At 34.1% G+C, this 26,905-nt stretch carries 25 protein-coding genes; 4 read left to right on the top strand and 21 right to left on the bottom strand.

Annotation, left to right across the window (positions count from 1 at the left end):
- Positions 1-8: 8 nt before the first annotated feature.
- Entirely contained in the window at positions 9-2,171 is a 2,163-nt protein-coding gene (locus J9309_RS05715) for a S9 family peptidase (RefSeq protein WP_230477599.1), read from the bottom strand.
- Positions 2,172-2,351: 180 nt separating this feature from the next.
- Between J9309_RS05715 and J9309_RS05710 the strand changes: the two genes are divergently transcribed.
- Genes J9309_RS05710 through J9309_RS05695 form a run of 4 tightly spaced genes read left to right on the top strand, consistent with a single transcriptional unit; the run spans position 2,352 to position 4,942 of the window.
- Positions 2,352-3,704, top strand: coding sequence for a hydroxymethylglutaryl-CoA reductase, degradative (locus J9309_RS05710; protein ID WP_230477598.1), 1,353 nt, complete (start codon positions 2,352-2,354; stop codon positions 3,702-3,704).
- A gap of 1 nt (position 3,705) precedes the next feature.
- Positions 3,706-4,194 (top strand): YkgJ family cysteine cluster protein, encoded by a 489-nt coding sequence (locus tag J9309_RS05705; protein ID WP_230477597.1) that lies wholly within the window; start codon positions 3,706-3,708, stop codon positions 4,192-4,194.
- Positions 4,194-4,478, top strand: a complete 285-nt coding sequence (locus J9309_RS05700) for a hypothetical protein (protein ID WP_230477596.1) — start codon at positions 4,194-4,196, stop codon at positions 4,476-4,478. Before J9309_RS05705 ends, J9309_RS05700 begins: the two co-directional genes overlap by 1 nt.
- A gap of 53 nt (positions 4,479-4,531) precedes the next feature.
- Positions 4,532-4,942: a PH domain-containing protein gene (locus J9309_RS05695; protein WP_230477595.1), complete on the top strand. Its 411-nt coding sequence runs from the start codon at positions 4,532-4,534 to the stop codon at positions 4,940-4,942.
- A gap of 158 nt (positions 4,943-5,100) precedes the next feature.
- Here J9309_RS05695 and J9309_RS05690 read toward each other — a convergent pair whose 3' ends face one another.
- From J9309_RS05690 to mfd, 20 genes are all read right to left on the bottom strand, one after another.
- On the bottom strand, positions 5,101-6,141 hold the full coding sequence (locus J9309_RS05690; RefSeq protein WP_230477594.1) for a TonB-dependent receptor: 1,041 nt from the start codon (positions 6,139-6,141) through the stop codon (positions 5,101-5,103).
- A gap of 28 nt (positions 6,142-6,169) precedes the next feature.
- Positions 6,170-6,829, bottom strand: coding sequence for a hypothetical protein (locus tag J9309_RS05685; RefSeq protein WP_230477593.1), 660 nt, complete (start codon positions 6,827-6,829; stop codon positions 6,170-6,172).
- Positions 6,819-7,388: an RNA polymerase sigma factor gene (locus tag J9309_RS05680; protein WP_230477592.1), complete on the bottom strand. Its 570-nt coding sequence runs from the start codon at positions 7,386-7,388 to the stop codon at positions 6,819-6,821. The genes J9309_RS05685 and J9309_RS05680 overlap by 11 nt, the downstream gene beginning before the upstream one ends.
- A 202-nt stretch (positions 7,389-7,590) precedes the next feature.
- On the bottom strand, positions 7,591-8,364 hold the full coding sequence (locus tag J9309_RS05675; RefSeq protein ID WP_394369293.1) for a type III pantothenate kinase: 774 nt from the start codon (positions 8,362-8,364) through the stop codon (positions 7,591-7,593).
- Entirely contained in the window at positions 8,364-10,220 is a 1,857-nt protein-coding gene (locus J9309_RS05670; RefSeq protein ID WP_230477591.1) for a M1 family metallopeptidase, read from the bottom strand. The genes J9309_RS05675 and J9309_RS05670 overlap by 1 nt, the downstream gene beginning before the upstream one ends.
- A 114-nt stretch (positions 10,221-10,334) precedes the next feature.
- Positions 10,335-11,723 (bottom strand): NADH-quinone oxidoreductase subunit N, encoded by a 1,389-nt coding sequence (locus J9309_RS05665; protein ID WP_230477590.1) that lies wholly within the window; start codon positions 11,721-11,723, stop codon positions 10,335-10,337.
- A gap of 20 nt (positions 11,724-11,743) precedes the next feature.
- Positions 11,744-13,156: a complex I subunit 4 family protein gene (locus J9309_RS05660; protein ID WP_230477589.1), complete on the bottom strand. Its 1,413-nt coding sequence runs from the start codon at positions 13,154-13,156 to the stop codon at positions 11,744-11,746.
- Positions 13,157-13,162: 6 nt separating this feature from the next.
- Positions 13,163-15,055, bottom strand: a complete 1,893-nt coding sequence (gene nuoL, locus J9309_RS05655; protein ID WP_230477588.1) for an NADH-quinone oxidoreductase subunit L — start codon at positions 15,053-15,055, stop codon at positions 13,163-13,165.
- A gap of 4 nt (positions 15,056-15,059) precedes the next feature.
- A complete protein-coding gene (nuoK, locus tag J9309_RS05650; protein ID WP_230477587.1) occupies positions 15,060-15,386 on the bottom strand; it encodes an NADH-quinone oxidoreductase subunit NuoK in 327 nt (108 codons plus the stop codon).
- Between the two features lie 22 nt (positions 15,387-15,408).
- Positions 15,409-15,927 carry an NADH-quinone oxidoreductase subunit J family protein gene (locus J9309_RS05645; RefSeq protein ID WP_230477586.1) on the bottom strand — a complete coding sequence of 173 codons (519 nt, stop codon included), beginning with the start codon at positions 15,925-15,927 and terminating at the stop codon, positions 15,409-15,411.
- Positions 15,927-16,430 (bottom strand): NADH-quinone oxidoreductase subunit NuoI, encoded by a 504-nt coding sequence (gene nuoI / locus J9309_RS05640; RefSeq protein WP_230477585.1) that lies wholly within the window; start codon positions 16,428-16,430, stop codon positions 15,927-15,929. The genes J9309_RS05645 and nuoI overlap by 1 nt, the downstream gene beginning before the upstream one ends.
- Before the next feature lie 20 nt (positions 16,431-16,450).
- Positions 16,451-17,500 (bottom strand): NADH-quinone oxidoreductase subunit NuoH, encoded by a 1,050-nt coding sequence (nuoH, locus tag J9309_RS05635; protein ID WP_230477584.1) that lies wholly within the window; start codon positions 17,498-17,500, stop codon positions 16,451-16,453.
- Positions 17,501-17,525: 25 nt separating this feature from the next.
- On the bottom strand, positions 17,526-18,608 hold the full coding sequence (locus tag J9309_RS05630; protein WP_230477583.1) for a 2Fe-2S iron-sulfur cluster-binding protein: 1,083 nt from the start codon (positions 18,606-18,608) through the stop codon (positions 17,526-17,528).
- A gap of 7 nt (positions 18,609-18,615) precedes the next feature.
- Entirely contained in the window at positions 18,616-19,971 is a 1,356-nt protein-coding gene (gene nuoF, locus J9309_RS05625) for an NADH-quinone oxidoreductase subunit NuoF (protein WP_230477582.1), read from the bottom strand.
- Positions 19,971-20,462, bottom strand: coding sequence for an NADH-quinone oxidoreductase subunit NuoE family protein (locus J9309_RS05620; RefSeq protein WP_230477581.1), 492 nt, complete (start codon positions 20,460-20,462; stop codon positions 19,971-19,973). Before J9309_RS05620 ends, nuoF begins: the two co-directional genes overlap by 1 nt.
- Before the next feature lie 17 nt (positions 20,463-20,479).
- Entirely contained in the window at positions 20,480-21,727 is a 1,248-nt protein-coding gene (locus tag J9309_RS05615; protein WP_230477580.1) for an NADH-quinone oxidoreductase subunit D, read from the bottom strand.
- 7 nt (positions 21,728-21,734) lie between these two features.
- Entirely contained in the window at positions 21,735-22,271 is a 537-nt protein-coding gene (locus J9309_RS05610) for an NADH-quinone oxidoreductase subunit C (protein WP_230477579.1), read from the bottom strand.
- A gap of 13 nt (positions 22,272-22,284) precedes the next feature.
- Positions 22,285-22,857 (bottom strand): NADH-quinone oxidoreductase subunit B, encoded by a 573-nt coding sequence (locus tag J9309_RS05605; RefSeq protein WP_230477578.1) that lies wholly within the window; start codon positions 22,855-22,857, stop codon positions 22,285-22,287.
- A 31-nt stretch (positions 22,858-22,888) separates the two neighbouring features.
- Positions 22,889-23,254 carry an NADH-quinone oxidoreductase subunit A gene (locus J9309_RS05600; RefSeq protein WP_230477577.1) on the bottom strand — a complete coding sequence of 122 codons (366 nt, stop codon included), beginning with the start codon at positions 23,252-23,254 and terminating at the stop codon, positions 22,889-22,891.
- 223 nt (positions 23,255-23,477) lie between these two features.
- Entirely contained in the window at positions 23,478-26,843 is a 3,366-nt protein-coding gene (mfd, locus tag J9309_RS05595) for a transcription-repair coupling factor (protein ID WP_230477576.1), read from the bottom strand.
- Between the last annotated feature and the right edge of the window lie 62 nt (positions 26,844-26,905).

The raw sequence follows: 26,905 nt of genomic DNA, 5'->3' as shown, positions 1-26,905 counted from the left end.
TTTTGATTTTATAAATTTTTCTTTAAGAAATTTGTCATTTGACGGTATAAATGAACTCGTGTATTTCCACCATAAATTCCGTGGTCTTTATCTGTGTAATACAACATTTCGAAATCTTTATTGGCTTGGATTAATGCTTCAGATAATTCGAATGCATTTTGTGCATGTACGTTATCATCTGCTGTTCCGTGAACCAATAAGAAACTTCCTTTCTTAAATTTATCCACATGGTTAATTGGCGAATTGTTGTCATAACCAGATGCATTTTCTTGTGGAGTTCTCATAAAACGTTCAGTATAAACAGTATCGTAAAAACGCCAGTTTGTAACCGGAGCTACAGCAATAGCTGCTTTGAAAACGTCATTTCCTTTGAATAAAACATTAGACGACATATATCCACCGTAAGACCATCCCCAAATTCCGATTCGTGACGCATCTACATAAGGTAATTTTCCAATCTCAACAGCAGCTGCAATTTGATCTTCTACCTCATATTTTCCTAATTGCATGTATGTTACTTTTTTGAAAGCTTCTCCTTTGTAACCAGTTCCACGTCCATCAACACAGAAAACTAAATAACCTTCTTGTGCTAACATTTGGTGCCAATAGTCATTTGTCGATTGCCATGTATTATTCACGTTCTGAGAACCTGGTCCAGAATATTGATACATCAATACTGGATATTTTTTATTTGGATCAAAATCTTTTGGTTTAATCACATAAGCATTCAATTCGTGACCTGCAGCGGTTTTTAAAGTGAATAATTCTTTTGTTCCGATATTATCCGCATTCACACGCTCTTTCACGTGCTCATTATTCATGATGATTCCTAAATCTTTACCTGTTTTAGTTTCTACTAAACTTACTGTACGAGGTGTATCGATATTTGAGAATGTGTTGATGAAATAAGTGAAATTCTTAGAGAATGCCGCATTATTTGTACCTGCTAACTTTGTTAACTGTGTTGTTTTCTTTCCATCTAATGAAACAGCAAAAATCTGACGTTCAGTCGAAACACGTTTTCCATTATTAGCTGTCGATTGGTAATAAATTGTTTTGTTCGTAGGATTATATCCATAGTAACGTGTTACTTCCCAATCTCCTTTCGTAATTTGACGAATTAATTTTCCATTCTCAGCATAGTGGTACATGTGATTGTTTCCGTCACGCTCAGATGCCCATAAGAATGAATTATCATTTAAGAATTCTAACGTAAAATGATCCGTTTCAATCCACGCTTTATTAGTTTCAGTAAATAACTTGTTTACTTTTTGCGTGTTGATGTCATAAAAAGAAACATCTACATTATTGTGATGACGGTTTGAAGTGATTACCGTTAATAAATTCGATTTTTTCGAGAATTTGATTTGAGGAATGTAATAATTCTGTACTCCACTTAAATCAACTTTATCCGTTTTATTTGATTTTACATAGTACACATGTAAAGTAACCTCTGAATTATCTTCACCAGCTTTTGGGTATTTGAATCTTAATTCTTCTGGATATAAATTGTTGTAATAAATCGGAATATTAATTTCTTTTACTTTCGATTCATCAAAACGGACAAAAGCTAAAGCTGTTCCGTCTGCATTCCAATCGAAGTGACGAACAAATCCAAATTCTTCTTCATAAACCCAATCACAAATCCCGTTGATGATTTCATTTTTCTTACCATCTTTTGTGATTTGTGAAACTTGATTTGATTTTAAATCTTGAACATATAAATTATTCTCGAAAGCAAAAGCTACTTTAGAAGCATCTGGCGAGAATAAAGGTTCTTGAATTGCTTTACCATTAAAAACACTTACTTTAGATTTCGTTTGCGTATCAAAAACTTCATAAGTTGCCGTATTTGAATGACGGTAAATACTAACTGTGTTGTTTTTTAATAATACATAACGCTCGTCTGAAGAAAATTCGTACCCTTGAAATTTTCCAGGAACCAAAACGACATCTTTATCGATTGATTTATTCAAAGTTGATTGATACGTTTTCTTTACTAAACCTTGTTCGTTTAATATGGTATAATTTTCTCCATCATTCATCGAGTTCACACCACGCAAACTACGTTCGCTGTATTTTCCTCCATAAATATTTTCTAAAGTAATTTTCTGTGCATAAGTATACATACTTACCGTACAAACCAGAAAACTTAATAAAGTCTTTCTCATAATCTTATCCTAAAACATGTGTATAAACAATCAAATATAGTAAAATACTTATTCGCTCAGTCGTTAAAGCATCGCATTTGTACTAAAGAATGTTAAATAATTATGCAATTCAGTAATATTTATTCACCTTTATAAAACAAAGGTTCTTAATTTTGCAACAATTAAAATTTATCATCCAATATGAAACATCAACCAGTTGAAGGATTTTCGAAATTATCGAAAGAAGGAAAAATTGAATGGTTAGTAAACGAATATCTTAACGGTGACGAAAAAGCTATCCAAACATTGAAACAATATTGGAACGACGATGCAGACTTACAAAAACTGCACGACGAATTCTCTGAAAATACAATTTCTAACTTTTATATGCCTTTTGGTTTAGCACCAAACTTTTTAATCAACAACGAATTATATACCATTCCAATGGCCGTTGAAGAATCTTCGGTAGTTGCTGCTGCTTCTAAAGCTGCAAAATTCTGGTTAGATCGTGGAGGATTTAAAACAACTGTTCTTTCTACAACAAAACTAGGACATGTACATTTTATGTACGAAGGTGATGTTGAAAAATTAAGAACTACATTCGAAAATACAATCAAAGCTAAATTAATTGAGGAAACCAATGATATTACTAAAAATATGCGTGCGCGTAATGGTGGTATTTTAAATTTAGAATTAATTGATAAAACTGCTGATTTAGAAAACTATTTCCAAATTAAAGGTTCTTTTGAAACAGTAGATTCAATGGGAGCGAATTTCATTAACTCATGTTTAGAGCAATTTGCAAAAACATTGAAAAATGAAATTGATGCTGATAACACATTTACTTTTGAAGAGAAAGAATCAGTACAAATCGTGATGTGTATTTTATCAAACTATACTCCAGATTGTATCGTACGAGCAGAAGTTTCTTGTCCTGTTGAACAATTAGCAGAAGGAAATGTTTCGGCTGAAGAATTTGTTGAAAAATTCTCTCTCGCCGTTCGTATCGCAGAAATTGAACCTTATCGTGCAACTACGCATAATAAAGGAATCATGAACGGAATTGATGCGGTGGTTATCGCAACTGGAAACGATTTCCGTGCTGTGGAAGCTTGTGCACATACTTATGCAGCAAAAGATGGTCAATATTCTTCGTTAACACATTGCGAAGTGAAAGATGGAGTTTTCCGTTTTTGGATTGATTTACCAACAGCTTTAGGAACAATTGGTGGATTAACATCTTTACACCCAATCGTAAAATTAGCTTTAGGAATCTTAGGAAAACCTTCAGCATCTGAGTTGATGGGAATTGTTGCTGTTGCAGGATTAGCACAAAATTTTGGCGCTTTACGTTCGTTGGTAACAACAGGAATTCAGAAAGGTCACATGAAAATGCACTTGATGAATATCTTGAATCAATTAGAAGCTACAGACGAAGAAAAACAATATTTTGTAAACTTTTTTAAAGATAAAACAGTTTCTCACCACAACGTAATTGAGGAATTCTGTAATTTAAGAGGTGTAAAATCTGTAGAAGAAATTAAAAAAGATTAGGTTGAATTTAGAAGAATATTTCAGAAAAGCACGCGAAAAACAAAAAGAACATCAAGCGTTTTTAGCAAAGCTGAAGAAAAAACCACCTAAAAATTTAGACCAACAAATGGAGGAAATCCACGAAGAGGTTTTTGATCGTATCGATTGTCTTTCGTGTGCCAACTGTTGCAAAACAACTGGACCTCTATTTACCAATAAAGATATTGAACGTTTGGCGCATGTGTTTCGTTTGAAACCGAGTCAATTTATCGAGAAATATCTGCGTATTGATGAAGATAACGATTACGTCTTACAACAAACACCTTGTCCATTTCTGGATTCGGATAATTATTGTTTGGTGTACGAAGATCGACCAAAAGCTTGCCGCGAATATCCACATACGGATCGTAAGAAGTTTTATCAAATCAATCATCTCACAATTAAGAACACATTAATTTGTCCGGCGACTTATGAAGTGGTGGAACAAATGCAAAAAGAAATAAAATTGTAATGATAGTAACGTATACAATTATTGCTTTTATCTGTTTATTGATTCCTACAATTCATCAATTGATTTGGGGTTTTAAAGCAAAAGATCGTTTAACGATTAATAAAACAGGAATTAGAAGTGCAATCATGCAATTGGCAGGAACTGCAATCGCATATATTTTATTTACTAAAATGGAAGGAACTAATCCTAATTTAGCATTTCAAACCGGAATTACATTTTTAATATCGGTAGGATTGGTAGTTATAATTCAGCATTTACTAATGACCATTCGATCGAATAAATAAAAGATTAAGCTACCTTTTGGTAGCTTTTTTTATCTTTATACAAATCGAATCATATGATTATAAAATATCCATCTAAAATTGGAATTGAATTGGTCGTTTTATTCTTATTTGTCCTTTTACCCGTTTTCTATTTCTTAATAACAGATTTTAAGATTGCAGGATTTCTTGTGGTAGTATTTTTAATTCTATTTTTCATTTATCTCTTCACAAATACGTATTACCTTATCAATAAAAATTCGAATCAATTACTTGTAAAAAGTGGGATTTTAGTAAAAATTACAATTGACATTGATAAGATTAGAAAAATTAAACCATCCAAAAGTTTAATAAGTTCTCCTGCATTATCGCTTGATCGAATTGAAATCTTTTTTAATACATACGATTCGGTACTAATTTCTCCCAAAAACAGAGAAGATTTTATACGTCAATTAAAACATATTAATCCGACTATTGAGTTTGAATAAATACACAAACGCGAAGCTAAAGGCCTCGCGTTTGTTTATGTTATAAAATTAGTTTCTTCAACAAGTTCTGAATCTCAGCCATTGTCAAGGTGAACTTGTTTCAGCTTATCATTTTTGCATTATGTGATTCTGAAATAAATTCAGAATTATTATTCTTATTAAAATCCGAAATTAACACCAAATTGAAACATTTTACGATCGTCAAAAGTGTTTTTATCAAAATAATTTGAAAATTCTTTGCGAGCATAAATATTGACTGAATTAATTCTGAAAGTTAGTTGCGCACCGTAAACAAAAGGGTTCAGATTATAATCTTTTTTATCGCGTTGGCTAATATCATCACCTTTTACAATGTTATTGTTCGATAATTTTACACCACCATAAACATTTGCTGTAATTGCTAAATCTTTCTCTTTGTAATATGTAAAATCATCTACCGAAACCTTATTACCAAAGGTATATTGTAACCCTAAAGGTACAATTAAATAAGAACCTCTTAGCTTACTTTTATCCAATTTAGTTTCGCTATGTTGCAATGTTGTATTTCCATCCGCACCTCTTACAAATTTATAATCGTCATCCAAACGAGTTGTACGCCAAGAGAAAACCATACCTGATTTTAACGACCATGGACTAGCAGCGTTAAACTGTTTTGTATAAGTTAAACCTAATTCAAAATTATTTGCAAAACCTAAACGATCATCCAATTGTTCATCCTTTTTTTCTGTAAACCCCATGAATCCATAACCGATATAACCTGTTAGATTATGCGTTGCTCTGTGCTTCTTTTTTAAATCTTCTAAAGTTGGAATTTCATCTGTATCATTTCCATTCAAAATTGCAAAAGCAACTTGCTTTTTAATCAAATCATCTAAATCAAAATTTACTTTCTGGATTCTTTCATTAATAATTTCTGAAGAAGCTTCCGCTAACTGAATTTTAGTTTCATCTGCTTTTTCTTTCGTTATTTTACCTTCCGCAATATCTTTTTCTAATTGCTGGATTGCTGAATCTAATTTCGCTTTTTCTTCATTTACAATTTCTTTGATTTGCAACTGAAATTCGTCCATTTTTTCACGAACTTTAGGACTTACTTTATCTTGATCTCCTTTTTTATTAAAGTCAATTCCGATACTTTGTGCCAACATTGGTGTAGCAAAAAAGCACAGCATTCCTGCTACAATAATTTTCTTTATCATATGTAGTATTTTTTAATTAGTGAATGGATTATTTTTTATTCAGATCGATAACTGCAACTTTCGATTTCTGATTGTTTGATTCTTTTAAAGATTCTTTATTTTCGATAGAATACAACAACATATTTGGATCCACATAATTTCCTTTTTTCTTAGGATTTACTTTCACCGTATCTAAATTCGTTGCAATTTGATTCTGATTTGATTTTAATCCAGTTGCCAAATTCGGCACTTGTATAGGATTTGCAACTTTAGGTTGTTCTTGAATTATTTCTTTTGTTGGTTGGACTGCAATTTGAATATCAGATTCTGAATTTTCGCGTTTTAGAGATTCAACTTTAGTTTCAGCATCAGCTTTAGAATTTGAACTTTCTACCAATTGAACTTCATTTCCTGAATTGATTTTAGATTTATCTTCAACCGTTTCTTTAGTAGAAATTGTATCCTTTATCGCATTAAGATCATGAGATACAAATTCTGTATTTTGAGTTTTATTTTGAGTAAAAAATATCGTTGTACAAACAGCTAATCCGATAACCGTAGCTGCAATAGCCCACCATTTTGTCGTTGATTTTTGTAAAACAATTTCTTGTTGATTACCTAATCTGGCTTGAATGCGGTCAAAAGCATCGTGCGATGGTTCAATTTCCTTTTGATTAACTTCTGATTGTATATATTCTTTAAATTTCATTTTGAACTCTTTTTTGGGTTAGGATGATTTCTTTTAACTTGGCTTTTGCACGAAACAATTGTGTTTTACTTGATGAAACCGAAATATTCAAAACTTCTGCAATTTCTTGATGCGAATAATCTTCTAATATGTGAAGATTAAAAACTAATCTATACGCTTCTGGTAATTGCTGTAAAACCTCTTCTACATTAAACGTAAATTCTAATTCGTCTAATTCATCATCAATACCATCATAATCTGTTACTCTGGTATCGTCCAAATAAATCAAGGTTTTGTTTGATCGTAAAAAGGTTAAACATTCATTAACCATTATTCGGCGAATCCACCCTTCAAAGCTTCCCTTATTTTCAAATTTTTGAATGTGATTAAATATTTTACAAAATCCATTAATCATACAATCTTCCGCATAAAAGTTGTCAGAAATATAGCTTCTACAAACGGCTAGCATCTTTTTAGCGTGTAGATCGTATAATTCGCGTTGAGCTTTTTTATCATTTTTTTTTAACCTTTCGATTAAAAGCTCTTCCACTGATTTTTTAGATTTTATAAATAAATTCATGTGTGTAATTTGGGTCGCTTTATAAATAAGATGCAGCTTTTAAAAAAAGGTTACACTTACTATTGAAATTTTATTAAAAATAAAAAAAGTGACTCAGAATATCCGAGTCACTTAATAAAGATTAAACTATTTTATAATCTGAATATTTTACTTGTTTGTAATGATGTTGCCAAGTACATCAACAGTTTGATATAAAGTCCTATTATTTCTCGAATGAATCTTTATTTAATTCATAAAGAATTTTTAATCCTTTAATCGTGTGTAAGCGATCATCATGATGAATCTTATCTGAAAGTGGTTTATAGATTCCGCCTAAACCTCCAGTTGAAATCACCGTACAATCTGCACCTAATTCTTTGTTGATACGATCAATCATTCCTTCGACCATTGAAAGGTAACCAAACACCATTCCTGATTGCATACATGTTACCGTATCGCGACCTAAAACCGTACTCGGAGCCTTTAACTCGATTTCTGGTAACTGAGCAGTTTCTCCAACCAAAGAATTTAAAGCAGTGATAATTCCAGGCGCAATAATTACTCCTGTCACTTCCCCAACCTCATCAATTGCCAAGAAAGTTAGAGCTGTTCCGAAATCGATAACAATCTTTTTTCCCTCAATTCCTGAATGATGTGCAGAAACTGCATTGGCATACAAATCAGTTCCCATTTGTTTCGAATACTGAATGATTCCTCCTGGCGTATCACGATTTACAATCATCGGATTGAAACCATGGATTTTTTTCAACGCTATTTTAACATTCATTGTCAAAGGAGGAACAACAGATCCAATTACAATATCTGTAATCTCTTCTTTTTTGATCCCAAACGGTTCGTACATGTTACTAAACTTTGCAAAGAATTCGTATTCTGTACGTGCTGGTTTGGAATTAATTGTCCAAGTAACTACTGAATCGTCTGATTTAAAAACGGCAAAACGAATATTCGAATTGCCGATATTTACTGCTAATAACATTATTTGTTGTATACGTTATTTTTGTAATCTACGTCTGCTAAACGCTTTGTAGGATCAATTACAATTGTCTTAACAGCTTTAGAAGTTTTCACTTCATAAACTGGATTTGTCCAGAAAGCATCTGTTAAAACTGTACGTTTTACACCTTGGTATTCTACTAAATTTTCTACTGGTTTTTCTCCACGCATTTCACGTAATGGAATGTAGAATAACTCTTTTGTTCCGTCAGTATATTCAACTAAAACATCTAAAGGCATTGCAAAATCTGATTTATTTACAACGTTGAAACTGTTACCTTGAACATTCTCTATCGCGTAATCAATTTTACGGGTTGTATTGATGAATAAGTTGAAATACCATTTTAAATTAACTCCAGAAACTTCCTCCGCAACACGTTTAAAATCGTTTGGCGTTGGGTGTTTGAATTTCCATTGTTTGTAAAATTCTTGGAAAGTTTTATCTAAATTTTCGTTTCCGATAATATATCCTAATTGAATAGCTAACACTTGACCTTTGTAGTAAGCTTCTAAAGAATACGCATAGTTTGTGTTGTAATAATCAGCTAATAAACTTGCTGGTTCCTCTTTTCCTGATAATGCTAAATTAATGTAACCTTTGTATGCATCTAAATTTGGATTAGAAGCTAAAGTAGTCTGTTTTTCGAAAACTTGTAATGATGCTAAATTCTCAACATACGATGTAAATCCTTCATCAAACCACTCATCAACCGTTTCGTTGATTCCGAATAAATGTTGGTACCAAGAGTGAGCTGCTTCGTGGTAAATTACACCTACTAAAGAAGATAAACTTCTTTCTCCTGTAATTAAAGTAACTGTTCCGTATTCCATACCACCGTCACCACCTTGTACTACAGTGTACGTTGGCCAAGGGTAAGCACCGAATTTATCTGCTGCATAATCAAAAAATTCAGTTGTATAAGGCATTGCCTCTTTCCAAACTTTAGTAGTTTTTTCTCCTGGAATGTAAACTAAATAAACTTTTACACCACCTTTAGAAGTTCCTTCATCCACTACGAAGTTTTTGTCGGCTGCCCAAGCAAAATCGTGAATATTGTTTGCTTTAAACTTCCATGAAGCTCTACCGTTTTTCTCTACAATTTTTGCATTCGCATCATAACCTTTTACTTCTTTTGGATTTTGTAAAACTCCAGAAGCACCAATTACATAATCTTTACCAATGTTAATTGTAACATCAAAGTTTCCGAAAGGTGCGATAAATTCACGTCCTACATACTCATCTAAATGCCATCCGAACTCATCAAATTGAGCCATTTTTGGATACCATTGTGTCATCGAATATGCAACTCCTTCTTTTGAATTACGTCCCGAACGACGAATTTGTTCTGGTACTTGTGCTTCCCAAACCATATCAAATGTTGTTGATTTTCCTGGTTTAATAGGCGTTGCTAATGTTACTTCTAAGATTGTTCCGTCCACTTTGTAAGAAGTTGCCTTCCCGTTTTGAGTTAACGATTTAATCTTTTGATAACCCATATTATCTGGTCCTAAAGTCGCGATACGCGATTGCATTTTAGGGTTTTCTTTTGTTCCAATGTTTGAAACCATACGTTTATCTGGATCAGCAATATTTGCTAAACGGTAATCCATCATCGATTGTGGTTGAAACGCATTGAAGTATAAATGGAAATACACTTTATTCAAGCTTTGACCTGAATTGTTTGTATACTTCAACTTCATCTTACCATCGTATTGATATAAATCGTCTTTAATATCAATCGTCATTTTGTAATCTACCTTTTGTTGCCAATATCCTTTGCGTTGTCCAAAAACAAATTGAACTAAGAATAAGCAAAGAATTAATGTAAATTTTCTCATGTTAACTTATCTATAAACTTTAGTATTTCAAACATACAAAAAAAGCCCGGTATCCTCTTTCGATTCAACCGAGCTTTTTCACTTTATGGGTGAGAATTTAGTTGTTTTTAATTGTTACCACATTGGTGTTGCTAAAAATGAAGGCAAGATTCCAGGGAAAATTCCCATTACAATTAACACAATAATTCCGACAACTAATAATGCAGTTGTTAAACCATCTTGCGTTTTAATGTTAGATTGACCTTCTTTAAAGTACATATGAATAATCACTTTAAAATAGTAATACATTGACAATACCGCCATTACTAAAGCAATTACAATAATCACTAAGTTTTCAGCATTTGCTCCACCAATACTTAATGCCATAAATTTCGCAATAAAACCTCCTGTTAATGGAATTCCTGCTAGTGAAATTAATGCTACAGAAGTTGCAGCGGCTAAGAATGGATTGGCTTTTCCTAAACCAATTAAATCTTCGTATTTCTCTGCTTTTGTTTGTTGAATCGTATAGAAAATAATGAAATTCGCTACCGAATAAACAATTGTATAAAAGAATAACGCTTCTTTAGAAACTGAATTGACTTGGAATAAAACGAACAACATGAAACCAGCTTGAGCGATGGATGAATAAGCCATCATTTTCTTCACTGAATTTTGCGTTACCGCTCCGAAGTTTCCTAACACTAAAGTTAAAACGATAATTGTGCCTAATAAAACTCTTAAGTAGCCACTATATTCAGCATCTGCTGGGAATTGTTGCATCACTAAGATAAATCCTAAGAATGAACCTCCTTTCACAATTGTCGACATGTATGATGTGAAAACTGTCGGCGTTCCTGCATAGACATCTGGTGTCCACATGTGGAAAGGTGCAGCACCTACTTTAAAGCAGAACGAGAATATGATTAAAATCCATCCTAAGTAATAAATCATTTCAAAGTTTTGATCAAACTTGTCAATGTTTTCTACTAAAAATGTTCCTGTTGCTCCGTATAAAAATGTAATTCCTAATAATAAAAATCCAGTTGAAAAAGCTCCCATCAAGAAGTATTTTACAGAAGCCTCTGTACTTTTTAAACTTTCTTTGTTTGTTCCTGCAATGATGTACATCGGAATCGACATTAATTCAATCCCTAAGAACATTAAAACCAAATTATTGAATTGCCCTAAAACAGCAACTCCTGTGAAAGAGAAGAAGATCAGTGCGAAATATTCGCCAACGTGATTTCCAACTTTTCCAAATTGGTCTTTATTGATTAATAAATAGAATACTGCCAACGCAGCTAATCCTATGATAAATGATACTCCGTAAAGCGACTCTCCAATCATATTTGGGAATCTACCATCCAACATCTTGCATCCATTCAATTCGAATACTCCACCAATAATGATTGCGATAAACATTAAAGCTGAAATAAAAGTTAACGCACGACTGTTTTTGATGTAGAAACCACTAAACATTAAAATGATTCCTGAAAGTGCTGAGATTATAATCGTATTCATACTGTTTAATTCAAAAATGTTTAACGTGCGATAATTTCAAAGATTGGCGTTGGATAAATTCCTAAGAAAATCACGATAATAGCTACAACAGCTAAAACCAAGATTACTCCAGACGTATCTTTTGTACGGTCGTTCAAGTCGATATTCTTTACTTCACCGAATAAGATTGCTCCGGCTAATCGAAGCGTATAAACCGCTGAAAGGATAACTCCTAAACACGCAAATACTGCTAAGATTTTATTGTAACTAAATAAAGCATTCAACATCATAAACTCACCAATAAACGAACTTGTTAACGGTAAAGCCACATTTGCTAAACCAAAAATCATCAACAGAATTGCTAATGTTGGATTGGCTGTAGCTAAGCCTTTGATCGAATTGATGTCTTTTACGTTGTATTGACGCTCTAACACATCAACAATTAACCAAAGCCCTAAAACCACTAAACCGTGAGAGAACATTTGGAAGTAAGCACCTTGCGTTCCGATTTCGTTTCTTGTAAATAAAGCCACAAAAATTAACGCTAAATGCGCAATCGAACTATACGCAATAATCTTCTTGATGTTTTTTGTACTTAAAGCAATTAAAGAAGCATAGATTAAACCGAAAATTGCTACATATAAGAAGTAATCAAAAAGCTCAGAAATTGAAGGAAATAATCCTAAAAACCAATGAACCACTGCAAATAATCCCATTTTTGCCATCAATGCACTTAAAACAACTGTAACCGGAGTTGGCGAAGTTTTGTACGCTGTTGGTTGCCACGTGTGGAATGGGAAAATTGGAATTTTAATTACAAAAGCAATCAAGAATAATAACGCTAAGAATGTATTCGTTGAGAAATATGGCGTTGTTACTTGCTGTACATCTGTAATTAAAAATGAAACTGGTTTCAAGTTAAATCCGATATAGATGATTCCCGCTAACATAAACATCGATCCTAAAACTGTGTAAAGGAAGAAAGTCATATTCGCTTTAATCTTATCTGCACCTTTCCCCCAAATTCCGATTAAGAAATAGATAGGAATCAAGACGATTTCCCAAAAGAAATAGAATAAAATTAAATCGTTTGCTAAGAATACACCGTTCAATCCAGCTAATGCGATTAATAATAATCCGTAAAAACTGTTAGAATATTTTTGATCTGATGAACCAATGTAAATGAATAAAGCAGCATAAACCAGATTCGATAATAACAACATCAAACCACCTAAACCTGTTCCGTCTAAGGCGATGTATGTTTTTACATTATTAAACGAAAACCAGTCGGCTTGATACGCCATTTCTTTTCCGTTACAAGACAAGTAAAAGAATAAAGCTACCAATGCACCGCTCACTAATGCTCCTAACCACTTTTGTGGTTTTTGTCCATTCATAAGGAGCATAAAAACACCTACGATGAATGGGAATATGATAAATAAAGGTAAAAGCATTTCTGTCTATTTTATAAAATAATCAATGAAAAATATTCCGATACCTAATGTTACACCAACGATAATCATTAAGATATAGAAACCTACATTTCCGTTTTGTAGCGCACGAACACGTTGCGAAGCACGAGCTGAAAAAGTTCCAACTCCACCTACTAAAGCAACTAATCCTGCTTTCTCTACATATTTCTTTAAAACATCACCGATTTCAGTGATTGGCTTTACAATTGCGCCATCGTATACCTCATCGATATACCATTTGTTCGCAAAGAATTTCGCCAAACCTGTCGCTTCACCTTCCTCAACATTGCTGCTGAATTTTTTCACGGCAACTAAAATTGCTGCGATAACACATACAAATAATGCAATCATCATGATCCATTCTGTTGAATTTGCTACATGATGCGCTTCCCCAACATTTACTACCCCACTTAAGAAGGTTTGTAATTTGTGTCCGTCTTGCATGAACAATGCTGGAATTCCGATGTAACCAGCAACAACAGATAAAACTGCTAAGATGATTAATGGAATCGTCATTGGAGCTGGACTTTCGTATGGATGAGCTTCTTTGTTTCTTAACTCACCTAAGAAAGTCATTGCATATAAACGGAACATATAGAATGCTGTCATTACAGAAACGATAAATCCTAAACCGTAAATCACAGGGTTAGAAATAAACATTCCTAATAACATTTCGTCCTTTGAGAAGAATCCTGATAAACCTGGAATACCTGCAATCGCTAAACATCCAACTAACATGGTAATGTGAGTGATTGGCATATATTTTTTCAGTCCACCCATCTTCGTCATATCTTGTTCGTGATGCATTCCGTGAATCACAGAACCTGCACCTAAGAATAATAACGCTTTGAAGAACGCGTGCGTCATTACGTGGAAAACGGCTGCGATATAAGCACCAGAACCAATTGCTGCGAACATTAAACCTAACTGAGAAACTGTTGAATAAGCCAACACTTTCTTGATGTCGTTTTGTTGCATCGCGATTGAAGCTGTGATTAAAGCAGTTGCCATTCCGACATATTGAATAATTTCTAATGTAAATGGTGCTAAAGCAAATAACTCATTGCAACGTGTAATCATAAAGATACCTGCTGTAACCATCGTTGCTGCGTGAATTAAGGCAGAAACTGGTGTTGGTCCGGCCATCGCATCTGGTAACCACGTGAATAATGGTAATTGTGCTGATTTACCTGTTGCTGCTAAGAACAACAATAATGTAATACCTACAATTGTTCCTGAAGCAATTGCTTTAGAATTTTCGCCTAATTGCGCAAAAACAACTTCGTATTCTAACGTTCCGAATTGGTTAAAAATCCAAAACATCGCTAATAAGAAACCAACATCACCAATACGGTTCATAATGAAGGCTTTCTTCGCTGCTTTTACATAATCTGGATTTGTGTACCAAAATCCAATCAATAAGAATGAACATAATCCTACACCTTCCCATCCGATAAACATAATGAAGAAGTTGTTCCCCATTACCAATAACAACATAAAGAAGATGAACAAGTTTAAGTAAGCAAAGAATTTCCCGAATCCTTTGTCTTCACTCATATACGCTGTACTGTAAAGGTGGATTAAAAATCCAACTCCAGTAATAATCAATAAGAATAAACTTGTTAATGCATCAATCTGAAAAGCAAATGGCACTTTGATTGTTGGTAAGTTGATGATATCAAAATACTTTACAATAATTGGTGCTGCATCCGCGCCAGAAGGTACATTCATAAAAACGACAACAGACAAGATAAAACTTGTTAAAACTGCTGCGCTTCCGATAAATCCAACTAAAGAGTTAGATAAAACTTTTCGTCCTAAACCGTTAATTAAAAATCCAATGAATGGAATTAACGGGATTAACCATAAATAACTTTCCATTCTATTATCCTTTTAAACGTTTTAAAACATTAATATCTACACTATACACTTTACGGAATAATAAGATAATTACCGATAAACCAACGGCAACCTCAGCAGCGGCAACAACCATAATAAAGAATACTAAAAGTTGTGCATCTGTTCCGTTTTGTAACTCAGGATTTTTCATGTAGTGCATTTTAGAGAATGCCACTAACAATAAATTGACTGAGTTTAGCATTAATTCGATACACATAAAAATGATGATTGCGTTACGACGAATCGCCACACCTGTCATTCCTATCGCGAAAAGAACTAATGATAATATTATATAATAACTAATTGGTAACATTTTGTACTTCGATTTTTAATTATTAATTCACTAATTCATCGTCTTTTTTCGACAAGATGACTGCTCCAATCATCGCTGAAATAAAAAGAATACTACTTAATTCGAATGGCAAAACATATTCTGAGTATAACAACGTTCCAAGGTTGTTGATTAAACCAACTTCTCCTTCGAATAATTGTACTCCTTGCTTCGTTGCTTCTGGCTGACCAATTAAAATTCCTGCTGTTAACGCGACAAATAAAAGACTCGTTAAACTAGCTGCTAATAATTTGGTTGCTTTTCCAAACGTTTTCTTTTCCTCGTTCAAGTTCATTAACATCACTACGAATAAGAACAGTACCATAATTGCACCGGCGTAAACGATAATATTAACAATAGCCAAGAACTGCGCATTCAGTAAAATGTAATGTCCACTGATGCAAAAAAAAGTAATGATTAAGTATAAAATAGAATGCACAGCACTTTTACTGAACACCATTAATAACGCACTCAACACTGTTAAGCCCGATAAAACGTAAAATAAAATTTCTGTTATTTCCATTATTTCGTTGCTTTTGGGTGAGGAATTAATAAATCTTCTTTTGTATAAATGAAGTTTTTACGATCATAACTTGCTGGCGCTACTGTTTGAGATAAATAAACCGCATCCTTCGGACAAGCTTCTTCACAGAATCCACAGAAAATACATCTCAACATATTGATTTCGTATTTTGCTGCATACTTTTCCTCGCGGTATTTATTTTCTTCACCTGGTAAACGTTCAGCCGCTTCCATCGTAATCGCTTCCGCTGGACACGCTAAGGCACAAAGTCCACAAGCTGTACAGTTTTCACGACCTTCTTCATCTCTATTTAAAACGTGTAATCCTCTAAACACAGGACTAAACGGTCTTTTCTCTTCTGGATAATTGATTGTTGCTTTCTTCATAAAGAAGTGCTTCAACGTAATCATCAATCCTTTTACGATTGCGATTAAATAGATGCTTTCCCAAAAATTCATTGGTTTGCGGTCTATCTCTTTCGCTCTATTTGTAAGTTTTTCCATTTTTGTTGAGGTTTTGATGATTAATTATTCATTAATAAAATTACTAATCCAGTGATCAACATATTAATTAAAGCCAATGGCAATAATTTTTTCCAACCTAAATCCATTAACTGATCGTAACGGAAACGAGGAATTGTCCATCTTACCCACATATAGAAAAAGATGAAGAAACATGCTTTTCCAAATAATGTAGCAAAATGTAAGATTGCTAACCAGTTTGCACCAATTGTTTCTCCTAAAGCCACATCATTTACAAATGGAATATCATATCCACCAAAATAAATCGTTGCGATAATTGTTGAACTGATGAACATATTGATGTACTCGGCAAATAAGAAGAATCCCATTTTCATTGATGAGTATTCTGAGTGATAACCTCCGATTAACTCATTCTCTGCCTCTGGTAAATCAAAAGGTGTACGATTCGTTTCAGCGAATGAACAGATTAAGAAGATTAAGAATCCTAAAGGTTGTAAAATCACAAACCAGAAACCATCTTGTTGTTGAGCTACAATATCACTTAATTTTAATGATCCTGTAAACATCAAGATTGTAATCAATACTAATCCCATTGGTAACTCGTAAGAGATAATTTGTGACGCTGCACGTAATCCTCCCATTAACGAGTATTTGTTGTTCGATGCCCAAGCTCCTAACATAATTCCATACACTCCTAAACTTAATACACCTAAAATGTATAAGAATCCGATGTTGATGTCTGCAATTTGTGGAACCACGATGCGATCTCCAATCTCAAAAGGTGTTGACCAAGGAATAACTGCACCCGTCATACAAGCAACAATCATTGCCAGAGCTGGACCTAAGATGAATAAGAATTTATTTGCATCTTTTGGTGTGATTTCCTCTTTCGAGAATAATTTTAAACCGTCGGCTAAAGGTTGTAATAAACCAAAAATACCGGCACGGTTCGGACCTAAACGGTCTTGTAAGAAAGCAGCAACTTTACGTTCTGCCCAAGTAGAATAAGCTGCAACAGCTAGCGAGAAACCAATCATAACGCCAACTAAAGCTAACTTTTCTAAAACAAAAGCAATTTGTTCTTCCGTCATTTGTGTTAATTTAATTTACGTATGATTAATCTTTATAGTCGTTACTTGTTGCTGGACCATGAATTTTAGAAATATCACGATCTGGCTCATTCACTTCCGAAACATTATGAATGTCTAACAAGATTTTTGGATCTCGTTTAACAACTTTCGGGAATGTTTCTTCTGGTTGAATTTTATTCGCTGTATAATGTCCTTGTCGAATCACCGAAGTTTTCGATACCTCTGCTGGTTTTTCTAATGTCCAATCGTTAATATCTTTCTTATCGAAACGACATGTATTACAAATCCAATCTTCCACCTCGTTCCATTGATTCTTGCGAGCTGTTACACGGAAAACTTCATTTCCACGGAACCAAATCTGAGCTTTACCCGAACAAGTTGGACAATCGCGATGTGCATCAACCGGTTTTAAGAACCACACACGATTCTTGAAACGGAAAGTTTTATCTGTTAATGCCCCAACTGGACAAACATCAATGATATTTCCGATGAATTCGTTGTCTAATGCTTTATGAATATGTGTTGAAATTTCTGCGTGATCTCCTCTGTTCATTACACCGTGCTCACGACAACCTGTAATTTGGTCGGCTGTTTTTACACAACGGTAACAAAGAATACAACGATTCATATTCAACTCGATGTTTGGACCTAAATCTTCTTTTGGAAACGTACGACGATCAAATTCGTAACGTGTTGCTTCTGCACCGTGTTCATAGCTTAAATCTTGTAATTTACACTCACCTGCCTGATCACAAACTGGACAATCTAACGGGTGATTGATTAACAACATTTCAACGATACCTTTACGCGCTTCAACAACTTTTTCAGAAGTTTTGTTTCCGACAACCATTCCGTCCATCACCGTTGTACGACACGATGGAACTAATTTTGGCATCGGACGTGGATCAGCCTCGCTTCCTTTCGAAACTTCAACCAAACACGTTCTACAGTTTCCACCAGTGTTTTCTAATTTTTCGTAGTAACACATCGCTGGCGGAGCAATTTCTTTACCAAGCATACGAGCGGCCTGAAGGATCGTCGTACCCGCAGGAACTTCGACCGTTTGGTCATCTATGGTAACTTTAAATAATGGAGTTTCTTCTGCCATCTTCGTATTAATTTGTGGTTTGAATTATTTCTCTCGGTTTACCATAATTTGCTAAACCATAATTACGAACTAAACATTCAGGATTATCAATGTGCCATTCGAACTCATCACGGAAGTGACGAATTGCTGCTGCAACTGGCCAAGCCGCTGCATCTCCTAATGGACAAATTGTGTTTCCTTCGATTTTACGTTGAACATCCCATAACAAATCGATATCAGACATTTTTCCTTGTCCTTCGTGGATTCGTTTTAAGATTTTTTCCATCCAACCTGTTCCTTCACGACAAGGCGAACATTGTCCACACGATTCGTGACGATAGAAACGAGCCAATGTATAAGTATGATAAACAATATCTTGATCTTCATCTAAGACGATAAATCCTCCAGAACCTAACATTGTTCCGGTTTGGAATCCACCTTCTGATAAACTTTCGTAGTTCATTAATCGAGGTGAACCATCCGAAGTTGTTAACAATAAAGTTGCAGGAACAATCGGCACAGAACTTCCTCCAGGAATACACGCTTTTAGACGTTTTCCATTGGCAATTCCGCCACAATATTCTTCTGAAAAGATGAACTCTTCCACCGATAAATCAAAATCAATTTCGTAAACACCTGGTTTGTTAATATTCCCACAAGCTGAAATTAATTTAGTTCCTGTTGAACGTCCAACACCTCTTTCTGAATAGGCTTGTCCTCCAATCTCGATAATTGGAACAACTGCAGAGATCGTTTCAACATTGTTCACTACTGTTGGTCTTCCCCATAATCCTTTAACAGCTGGGAAAGGTGGTTTTAAACGAGGATTTCCACGCTTACCTTCCAAAGATTCTAATAATGCAGTTTCTTCTCCACAGATGTAAGCTCCACCTCCACGTTGAACCACGATTTCTAAATCGTAACCAGAACCTTGGATGTTTTGTCCTAACCAACCTGCTTCTTTTGCTTCTGCAATGGCTTCTTCTAATATTTCAGCAACCCAAGCGTATTCGCCACGGATGTAGATAAAAGAAGTATTTGAACCTAAACAATACGATGAAATTAAAATTCCTTCAAGTAATAAATGAGGAATATATTCCATTAAGAAACGGTCTTTGAATGTTCCTGGTTCAGATTCGTCAGCATTAACCACCAAATGTCTTGGAACACCTTCTGGTTTTGCTAAGAAACTCCATTTCATTCCCGTTGGGAATCCAGCTCCTCCACGACCACGTAATCCTGAAGTTTTAACTTCTTCTAAGATTTCGTCCGTTGTCATTTTTAATGCTTTAGCAGCATTAGCATAACCGCCGTTTTCGAAGTATGTTTTAAAATATCGAATCCCTGGAACATCAATATTTTTCAATAATAACTTTTGTCCCATTAGGCTAATTTTTTCAATTCTTCTAACAATTCATCCACCTTTTCTATCGTCAAATTCTCACGATAGGTTTTACCCAATTGCATCATTGGTGCATATCCACAAGCGCCTAAACATTCAGCTGGCTTTAACGTGAATAATCCGTCGGCAGAAGTTCCACCTTCGGTAATATCAAGTTTAGTTTTGATGTGCTCGATAATTTTGTCCGAACCACGTAACATACAAGGTCCTGTTTGACAAACTTCTAAAACAAATTTCCCAACTGGTTTTAAATTAAACATCGTATAGAAAGATGCTACTTCGTACACCTCAACTGGTAAAATTTGTAAAATCTGAGCGACATAATCTAAATGAGGCGTATCTAACCAACCTCCAAACTCTTCTTGTGCAACGTGTAAAATAGGAAGCAACGCACTTTTTTGTTTTCCTTCTGGATAACGTGCGATAATTTCATCAACTTTTCGTTGTGTTTTCTCTGAAAACTGAATACTCATTTTCTTAGTAGTTTTAGTTACGCATCAAGTTCACCAGCAATCAAGTTCAAACTACTCATCGTAATGATGGCATCTGAAATCATTGAACCTGTGATTAATTCTGGATACGCTTGATAATAAATGAAACAAGGACGGCGGAAATGTAAACGATAAGGTGAACGACCTCCGTCTGAAATTAAATAGAATCCTAATTCACCATTCGCAGCTTCGATGGAATGATAAATTTCGCCTACAGGCATTTCTACCTCTCCCATAATAATTTTGAAGTGATAGATTAAGGCTTCCATTTTGGTATAAACGTCCTTTTTCAGTGGTAAATAATATTCTGGTGCATCAGCATGATGAACAGTTGCCTCTTCACCTTCTAATGCATTAATTTTTTCTAAAGCTTGTTCGATAATGCGAAGTGATTGTCTCATTTCAGCATTACGAACCATAAAACGATCGTAACAATCCCCCGTTTTACCAATTGGTATATCAAAATCGAATTCTTCGTAACGGCAATATGGTTTTGCAACGCGTACATCATAATCAACACCTGCCGCACGTAAATTTGGCCCTGTAAAACCGTAGCTTAAAGCACGTTCTGCTGATATTCCACCAACGCCTTGTGTACGATCCATAAAGATTCGGTTACGCACAAAAAGGTTTTCAAACTCAGTTAAAACATCTGGAAATTCTTTTACAAAACGATCAATTTTTTGCCAAGCTACATCAGAGAAATCACGTTCGAATCCACCGATACGTCCGATATTAGTTGTTAAACGAGAACCACCAATTTCTTCGTAGATTTCGTAAATTAATTCACGGTACTTCATCATATAAAGGAATCCTGTAAAAGCTCCAGAATCAACTCCCATAATTGATGAACATACAATATGATCGGCGATACGCGCTAATTCCATAACAAGCACACGCATATAAGATACACGTTTAGGAATTTCAATTCCTAAGAATTTTTCTACTGTTAAGTGCCATCCTAAATTATTTAATGGCGCTGAACAATAATTTAAACGGTCTGTTAATGGTGTGATTTGATATAACGGACGACGTTCTGCAATTTTTTCGAATGCACGGTGAATATAACCTACAGTTGGAACTGCAGATTTGATAATTTCACCATCAATCTCTAATATATTTTGGAAAACCCCATGCGTTGCTGGGTGAGTTGGTCCTAGATTAAGTGTAATTGTACTTTTCTCTAAAGATCCGTCAGGAAGTTCTATTGTTCCTCTTTTTTCCTTTTTTTCTTTAATTTTTCCCATTACTCAATTAAGATTTAACGTTAAAATGTCCAAAATTGAAATCGCCACCACGACCAAACATTTCGTCATCTTTGTCTTTACGTGTTTGATCTTCTAAAGGATATTCTTTACGTAATGGGTGATAATCCATTTCATCTACATTCATTACACGAATCAGATTTGGATGTCCTAAAAATTCTACACCATAAAAATCGAAACATTCGCGCTCTAACCAGTTCGCTGTTTCAAAAATCTTAGTTGCCGTAAAAATTTTTGGTTCTGAAATAGGCAATGCAAATTTTAATCGCACATAAACATTCTTATACATATTATATAATAAGTATGTTACGACTAATTCTTCATTGGTATTATTCGGGTAATGAATGGCAGTTAAATCTGTTAAAAATTTAAACCCTAATTGCTCATCATCCACAAGATGTTGAATGATTTTTAAGTTATAATCTTTATCAGCGTGAATAATTAAGATTCCGTGTTGTTCTTCCCAACCGTAAATATGTTCTTGGAATTTGTGAACTAAACGGTCTTTAATAAAACTATTTTCCATCGCGTTTATGTTCTTATTTGATTCCGTAACTAGCTAATAATTCTTGGTATTCTGGACTACTACGACGTCTTACACTTTCCGTTTCAACTAAATCTTGAATACGCATAATTCCGTCGATAATCGCTTCCGGACGTGGTGGACAACCTGGCACGTAAACATCTACTGGAATTACTTCATCAATTCCTTGTAAAACTGAATATGTATCGAAAACTCCTCCCGAACTTGCACAAGCACCAACCGCAATAACCCAACGAGGTTCTGCCATTTGGATATAAACTTGTTTAAGCACAGGCGCCATTTTCTTAGAGATTGTACCCATTACCATTAACAAGTCGCACTGACGAGGTGTAAAGGCTAAACGCTCAGATCCGAAACGTGCTAAATCGTATGTTGAACCCATTGTCGCCATGAATTCAATCCCACAACAACTTGTCGCAAAAGGCAATGGCCAAATCGAATTTTTACGAGCCAATCCAACTACTTTAGATAATTGCATTGCCATAAACCCTTCGCCCTGATGTCCTTCTGGCGCATCTACAACTTTTACGTTTGTATTATGCGTTACAGGTCTTTTATTATGTATCATTTTGTGTTTTTTTTAGAAGTAAAACAGAAGATTATTTTTCCCAGTTTAATGCACCTTTTTTACGAGCATAAGCGTACATTACAAAGAATAAACCTACGAATGTTACAACTGCTGCAAATCCTTCCCAACCTAATTCTTTAAAGTTTGCCGCATACGGATAAAAGAAAATCACCTCTACATCAAATAAGACGAATAAAATCGCAACTAAGAAGTATTTAATCGCGAATGGTTGGCGAGCATTTCCTTGTTTTTCAATTCCAGATTCGAAGTTCTCTAACTTTTCGTCGGTCTTACGAGAAGGTCCTAAAAAATGTGTAGCAACGATTGTAATTGCAACAAATGCGAATGCACAGATGAATAAGATTAAAATTGGAAGATAATTATATGATGTTTCCATAACAGAACTATTTTTTTGTGGTTTTTGAGTGCTAAAAATAATAATATTTATCCTAAATTAAATCATTAAGACATTTTGCATCAAATAGTTAAATTCTTATTAAGATAAATATCAATATATTTTATCCGTAACAGACATTACGGTTATTGAAAAAAAAAAGAGCAAAACCGAAGTAATGCTCTTTCATTCAAATTCAATATTTTATAAAATTTGTAAGTTTTTTTTAACTATTTATTAAATTATTTAAGTATTCTAATGCTTGTTTCACATTTTTCACATTCTCAAACCTCAATAACAAAGTCGGATACTCCTCACCATTTTTAGGCGGTTTTTCTTTAAAACTAATATTTTTAGAGTTTGATTGCACGTTATTTAAAACCAGTCTAAATTCATCTGATTGATAAAATTCTGATTGAGGTTTACTTATAAAATAACATAACATAGAACCCTTTTTCAATACAACCTTTTCAAAACCTAATTTTTTCGAAACCCATTTTAATTCTACTGATAAAAGTAAATTCTCTGCTTCTTTTGGCAACTCACCAAAACGATCAATTAAATTAGATCTAAACTTTTCTAAAACTTGCCTATCCTCAACATCTGCTAATTCTTTGTAAAGAATTAAACGTTCTTCTGAACTTTCTATATATTCATCAGGTAATTGAACTGGCAAATCTGTATCTATCTGAACTTCTTTTACATATTCGACTACTTGACCATTACGCTCTTCTTCAAATAAATCTTTAAAATCAGTTTCTTTTAATTCTTCGATCGCTTCATTTAGAATTTTCTGATAAGTTTCAAACCCAATATCCATCATAAATCCGGTTTGTTCACCTCCTAAAAGATTACCAGCTCCACGAATTTCCAAATCTTTCATTGCGATATTAAATCCTGAACCTAAGTCCGAAAATTGTTCAATTGCTTGAAGTCTTTTACGAGCTTCATCCGTTAAAACAGAGATTGGAGGCGCAATAAGATAACAAAATGCTTTACGGTTACTACGACCTACACGACCACGCATTTGATGTAAATCTGCTAAACCGAAATTTTGAGCATCATTAATTAATATTGTATTTGCGTTTGGTACATCTAAACCTGATTCGATAATCGTAGTGGAAACGAAAACGTCATAACGACCATCAATAAAATCTAAAAGAACCGCTTCTAATTCTTTTCCGTCCATTTGCCCGTGACCTGTTGCTACGCGAGCATCCGGAACTAATCGTTGTACCATTCCGGCAATATCTTTTAACGATTGTACACGATTATGAATGATATATACTTGTCCTCCACGCTGCATTTCGTACATGATTGCATCACGGAAAACTTCTTCATTAAAACCGACCAATTGTGTTTCGACAGGTTGACGATTAGGTGGAGGCGTTTTAATTACAGATAAATCACGAGCCGCCATCAATGAGAATTGAAGTGTACGAGGAATTGGCGTAGCCGTAAGTGTTAACGTATCAATATTTTCTCGTAAAGTTTTTAATTTATCTTTAACTGCGACACCAAATTTATGCTCTTCATCAACAATCAATAATCCTAAATCTTTATATTCTAATTTTGAATTAACTAATTGATGAGTACCAATGACAATATCAACTTGTCCCGATTTTAATCCCTCTAATGTATCTTTTTTCTTTTTTCCTGTAACAAAACGATTTAGGTAAGCCACTTTTACAGGCAAATCTTTCAAACGCTCTGAAAATGTTTTATAATGTTGGAACGCAAGAATTGTTGTAGGAACCAAAACTGCAACTTGTTTTCCATCGACTGCTGCTTTTAATGCGGCACGGATCGCAACCTCAGTTTTTCCAAACCCTACATCACCACAAACCAATCGGTCCATTGGACGATCAGATTCCATATCAGCTTTAACATCTTGTGTCGCTTTGAACTGATCTGGTGTATCTTCATAAATAAACGAAGCTTCTAACTCGGTCTGTAAATAGGTATCTGGTGAAAAAGCAAACCCTTTACGAGTACGGCGTTTTGCGTATAATTTAATCAAATCGAAAGCAATTTCTTTTACTTTTGCTTTCGTTTTATTCTTCAGGTTTTTCCATGCAGGAGAACCTAATTTAGAAATTTTTGGTTCGGCACCGTCTTTACCACGAAACTTTGCAATTTTGTGTAAAGAATGAATATTGACGTATAAAATATCGTTGTTTTGATAAATTAATTTGATCGATTCTTGCCTTGTTCCATTATTATCAACAGTTACTAAACCAGCAAATTTCCCAACTCCATAATCAATATGTGTTACAAAATCTCCGACTTGTAACGTGTTGATTTCTTTTAATGTGATGGATTCTTTTTTAGAGAAAGACGAACGAACATTGTATTTATAATAACGTTCGAAAATCTGATGATCTGTAAAACAAGTAATCTTCAACTCTTCATCGACAAAACCTTGATATAACGAGCCTAAAACCGGAATATAAGAAACATCCTTTCCTATATCGTCAAAGATTTCTTCAAAACGCTTGATCTGTGTTTCATTTGAACATAATAAAGCATTACGAAATCCATTTTCCTTTCGCTCATTTAAATCATCAATTAATAATTCGAATTGTTTGTTAAAAGACGGTTGTGGCTTAAAAGGAGAATCTAATGTTTCTACGGTTTCGAAATACGATTTATTTGATAATTCAATCACACCGAAATTCACCAATTGATGTAAAAAACCATTCTGATCCAAGAATAAATCTTTAGGTTCAGCACGTTTAATTTCAGATTTTAAATTAACATAAATTTCTTCTGCTTTCTCGAAGTTCTTTTTAATCTGATTAGAAACAACATCGATATTTTTTGTGATAAACAATGAATCTTTCGGAATGTATTCCAAAAAGCTTTCTCGTTTTTCATCGATTGCTTTATTCTCTAAGTTTGGAATAATTGTGATTTCTTTTGTAGTAGCAATTGAAAGTTGAGAATCGATATCGAATGTACGAATGGTTTCCACTTCATCCCCAAAAAGAGAAATACGGTAAGGATGTTCACCCGAATAAGAGAAAACATCTATAATTCCTCCACGAATAGAAAACTCTCCTGGTTCTGATACGAAATCAACCTTATTGAAATTGTACTCGAATAACATTTCAGAAATGAATTCAATTCCAAGTTCAGATCCAACTTTAACTTTTAACGTATTCGCCGATAAAGCTGTTTTTGTCACTACTTTCTCCAGTAATGCATCGCTATAAGTAACTATAATTTTCGGTTTCTTATTGGCTAAAGCATTTAATACTTCTGTACGAATTACTACGTTTGCATTCTGAATTTCTTCTATTTCATAAGGTCTGCGATACGAACTCGGAAAAAATAAAACTTCCTCTTTAGAAAATAGAGATTCTAAATCATTCAAATAATACGCAGCTTCCTCTTTATCATCTAAAAGTAAAAAAATAGGACGTGGTAAACGCTGATAAAGTTGTGCAGTTAATAGACTTAATCCAGAGCCTAAAAAGCCTTTTATATTTAACTTTTGTTGTGGATTATTCTTAAAATTAGCAATAAGCTTCTGTACGAATTCTGATGAATCGTATAAGCTTAGGACATTATGAATTGTTTTTTGTTCCAAAGTAGAACAAATATAATGAAACTATATTTTTTGTGTGCAAGTTTGATAATTAGCAAATTGTT

It is taken from the genome of Faecalibacter bovis (assembly GCF_017948305.1).
GTDB classification, from domain to species: domain Bacteria; phylum Bacteroidota; class Bacteroidia; order Flavobacteriales; family Weeksellaceae; genus Empedobacter; species Empedobacter bovis.
The sequence above is the reverse complement of the archived record's forward strand: the minus strand, read 5'-3'. Positions and strand labels throughout refer to the sequence as shown.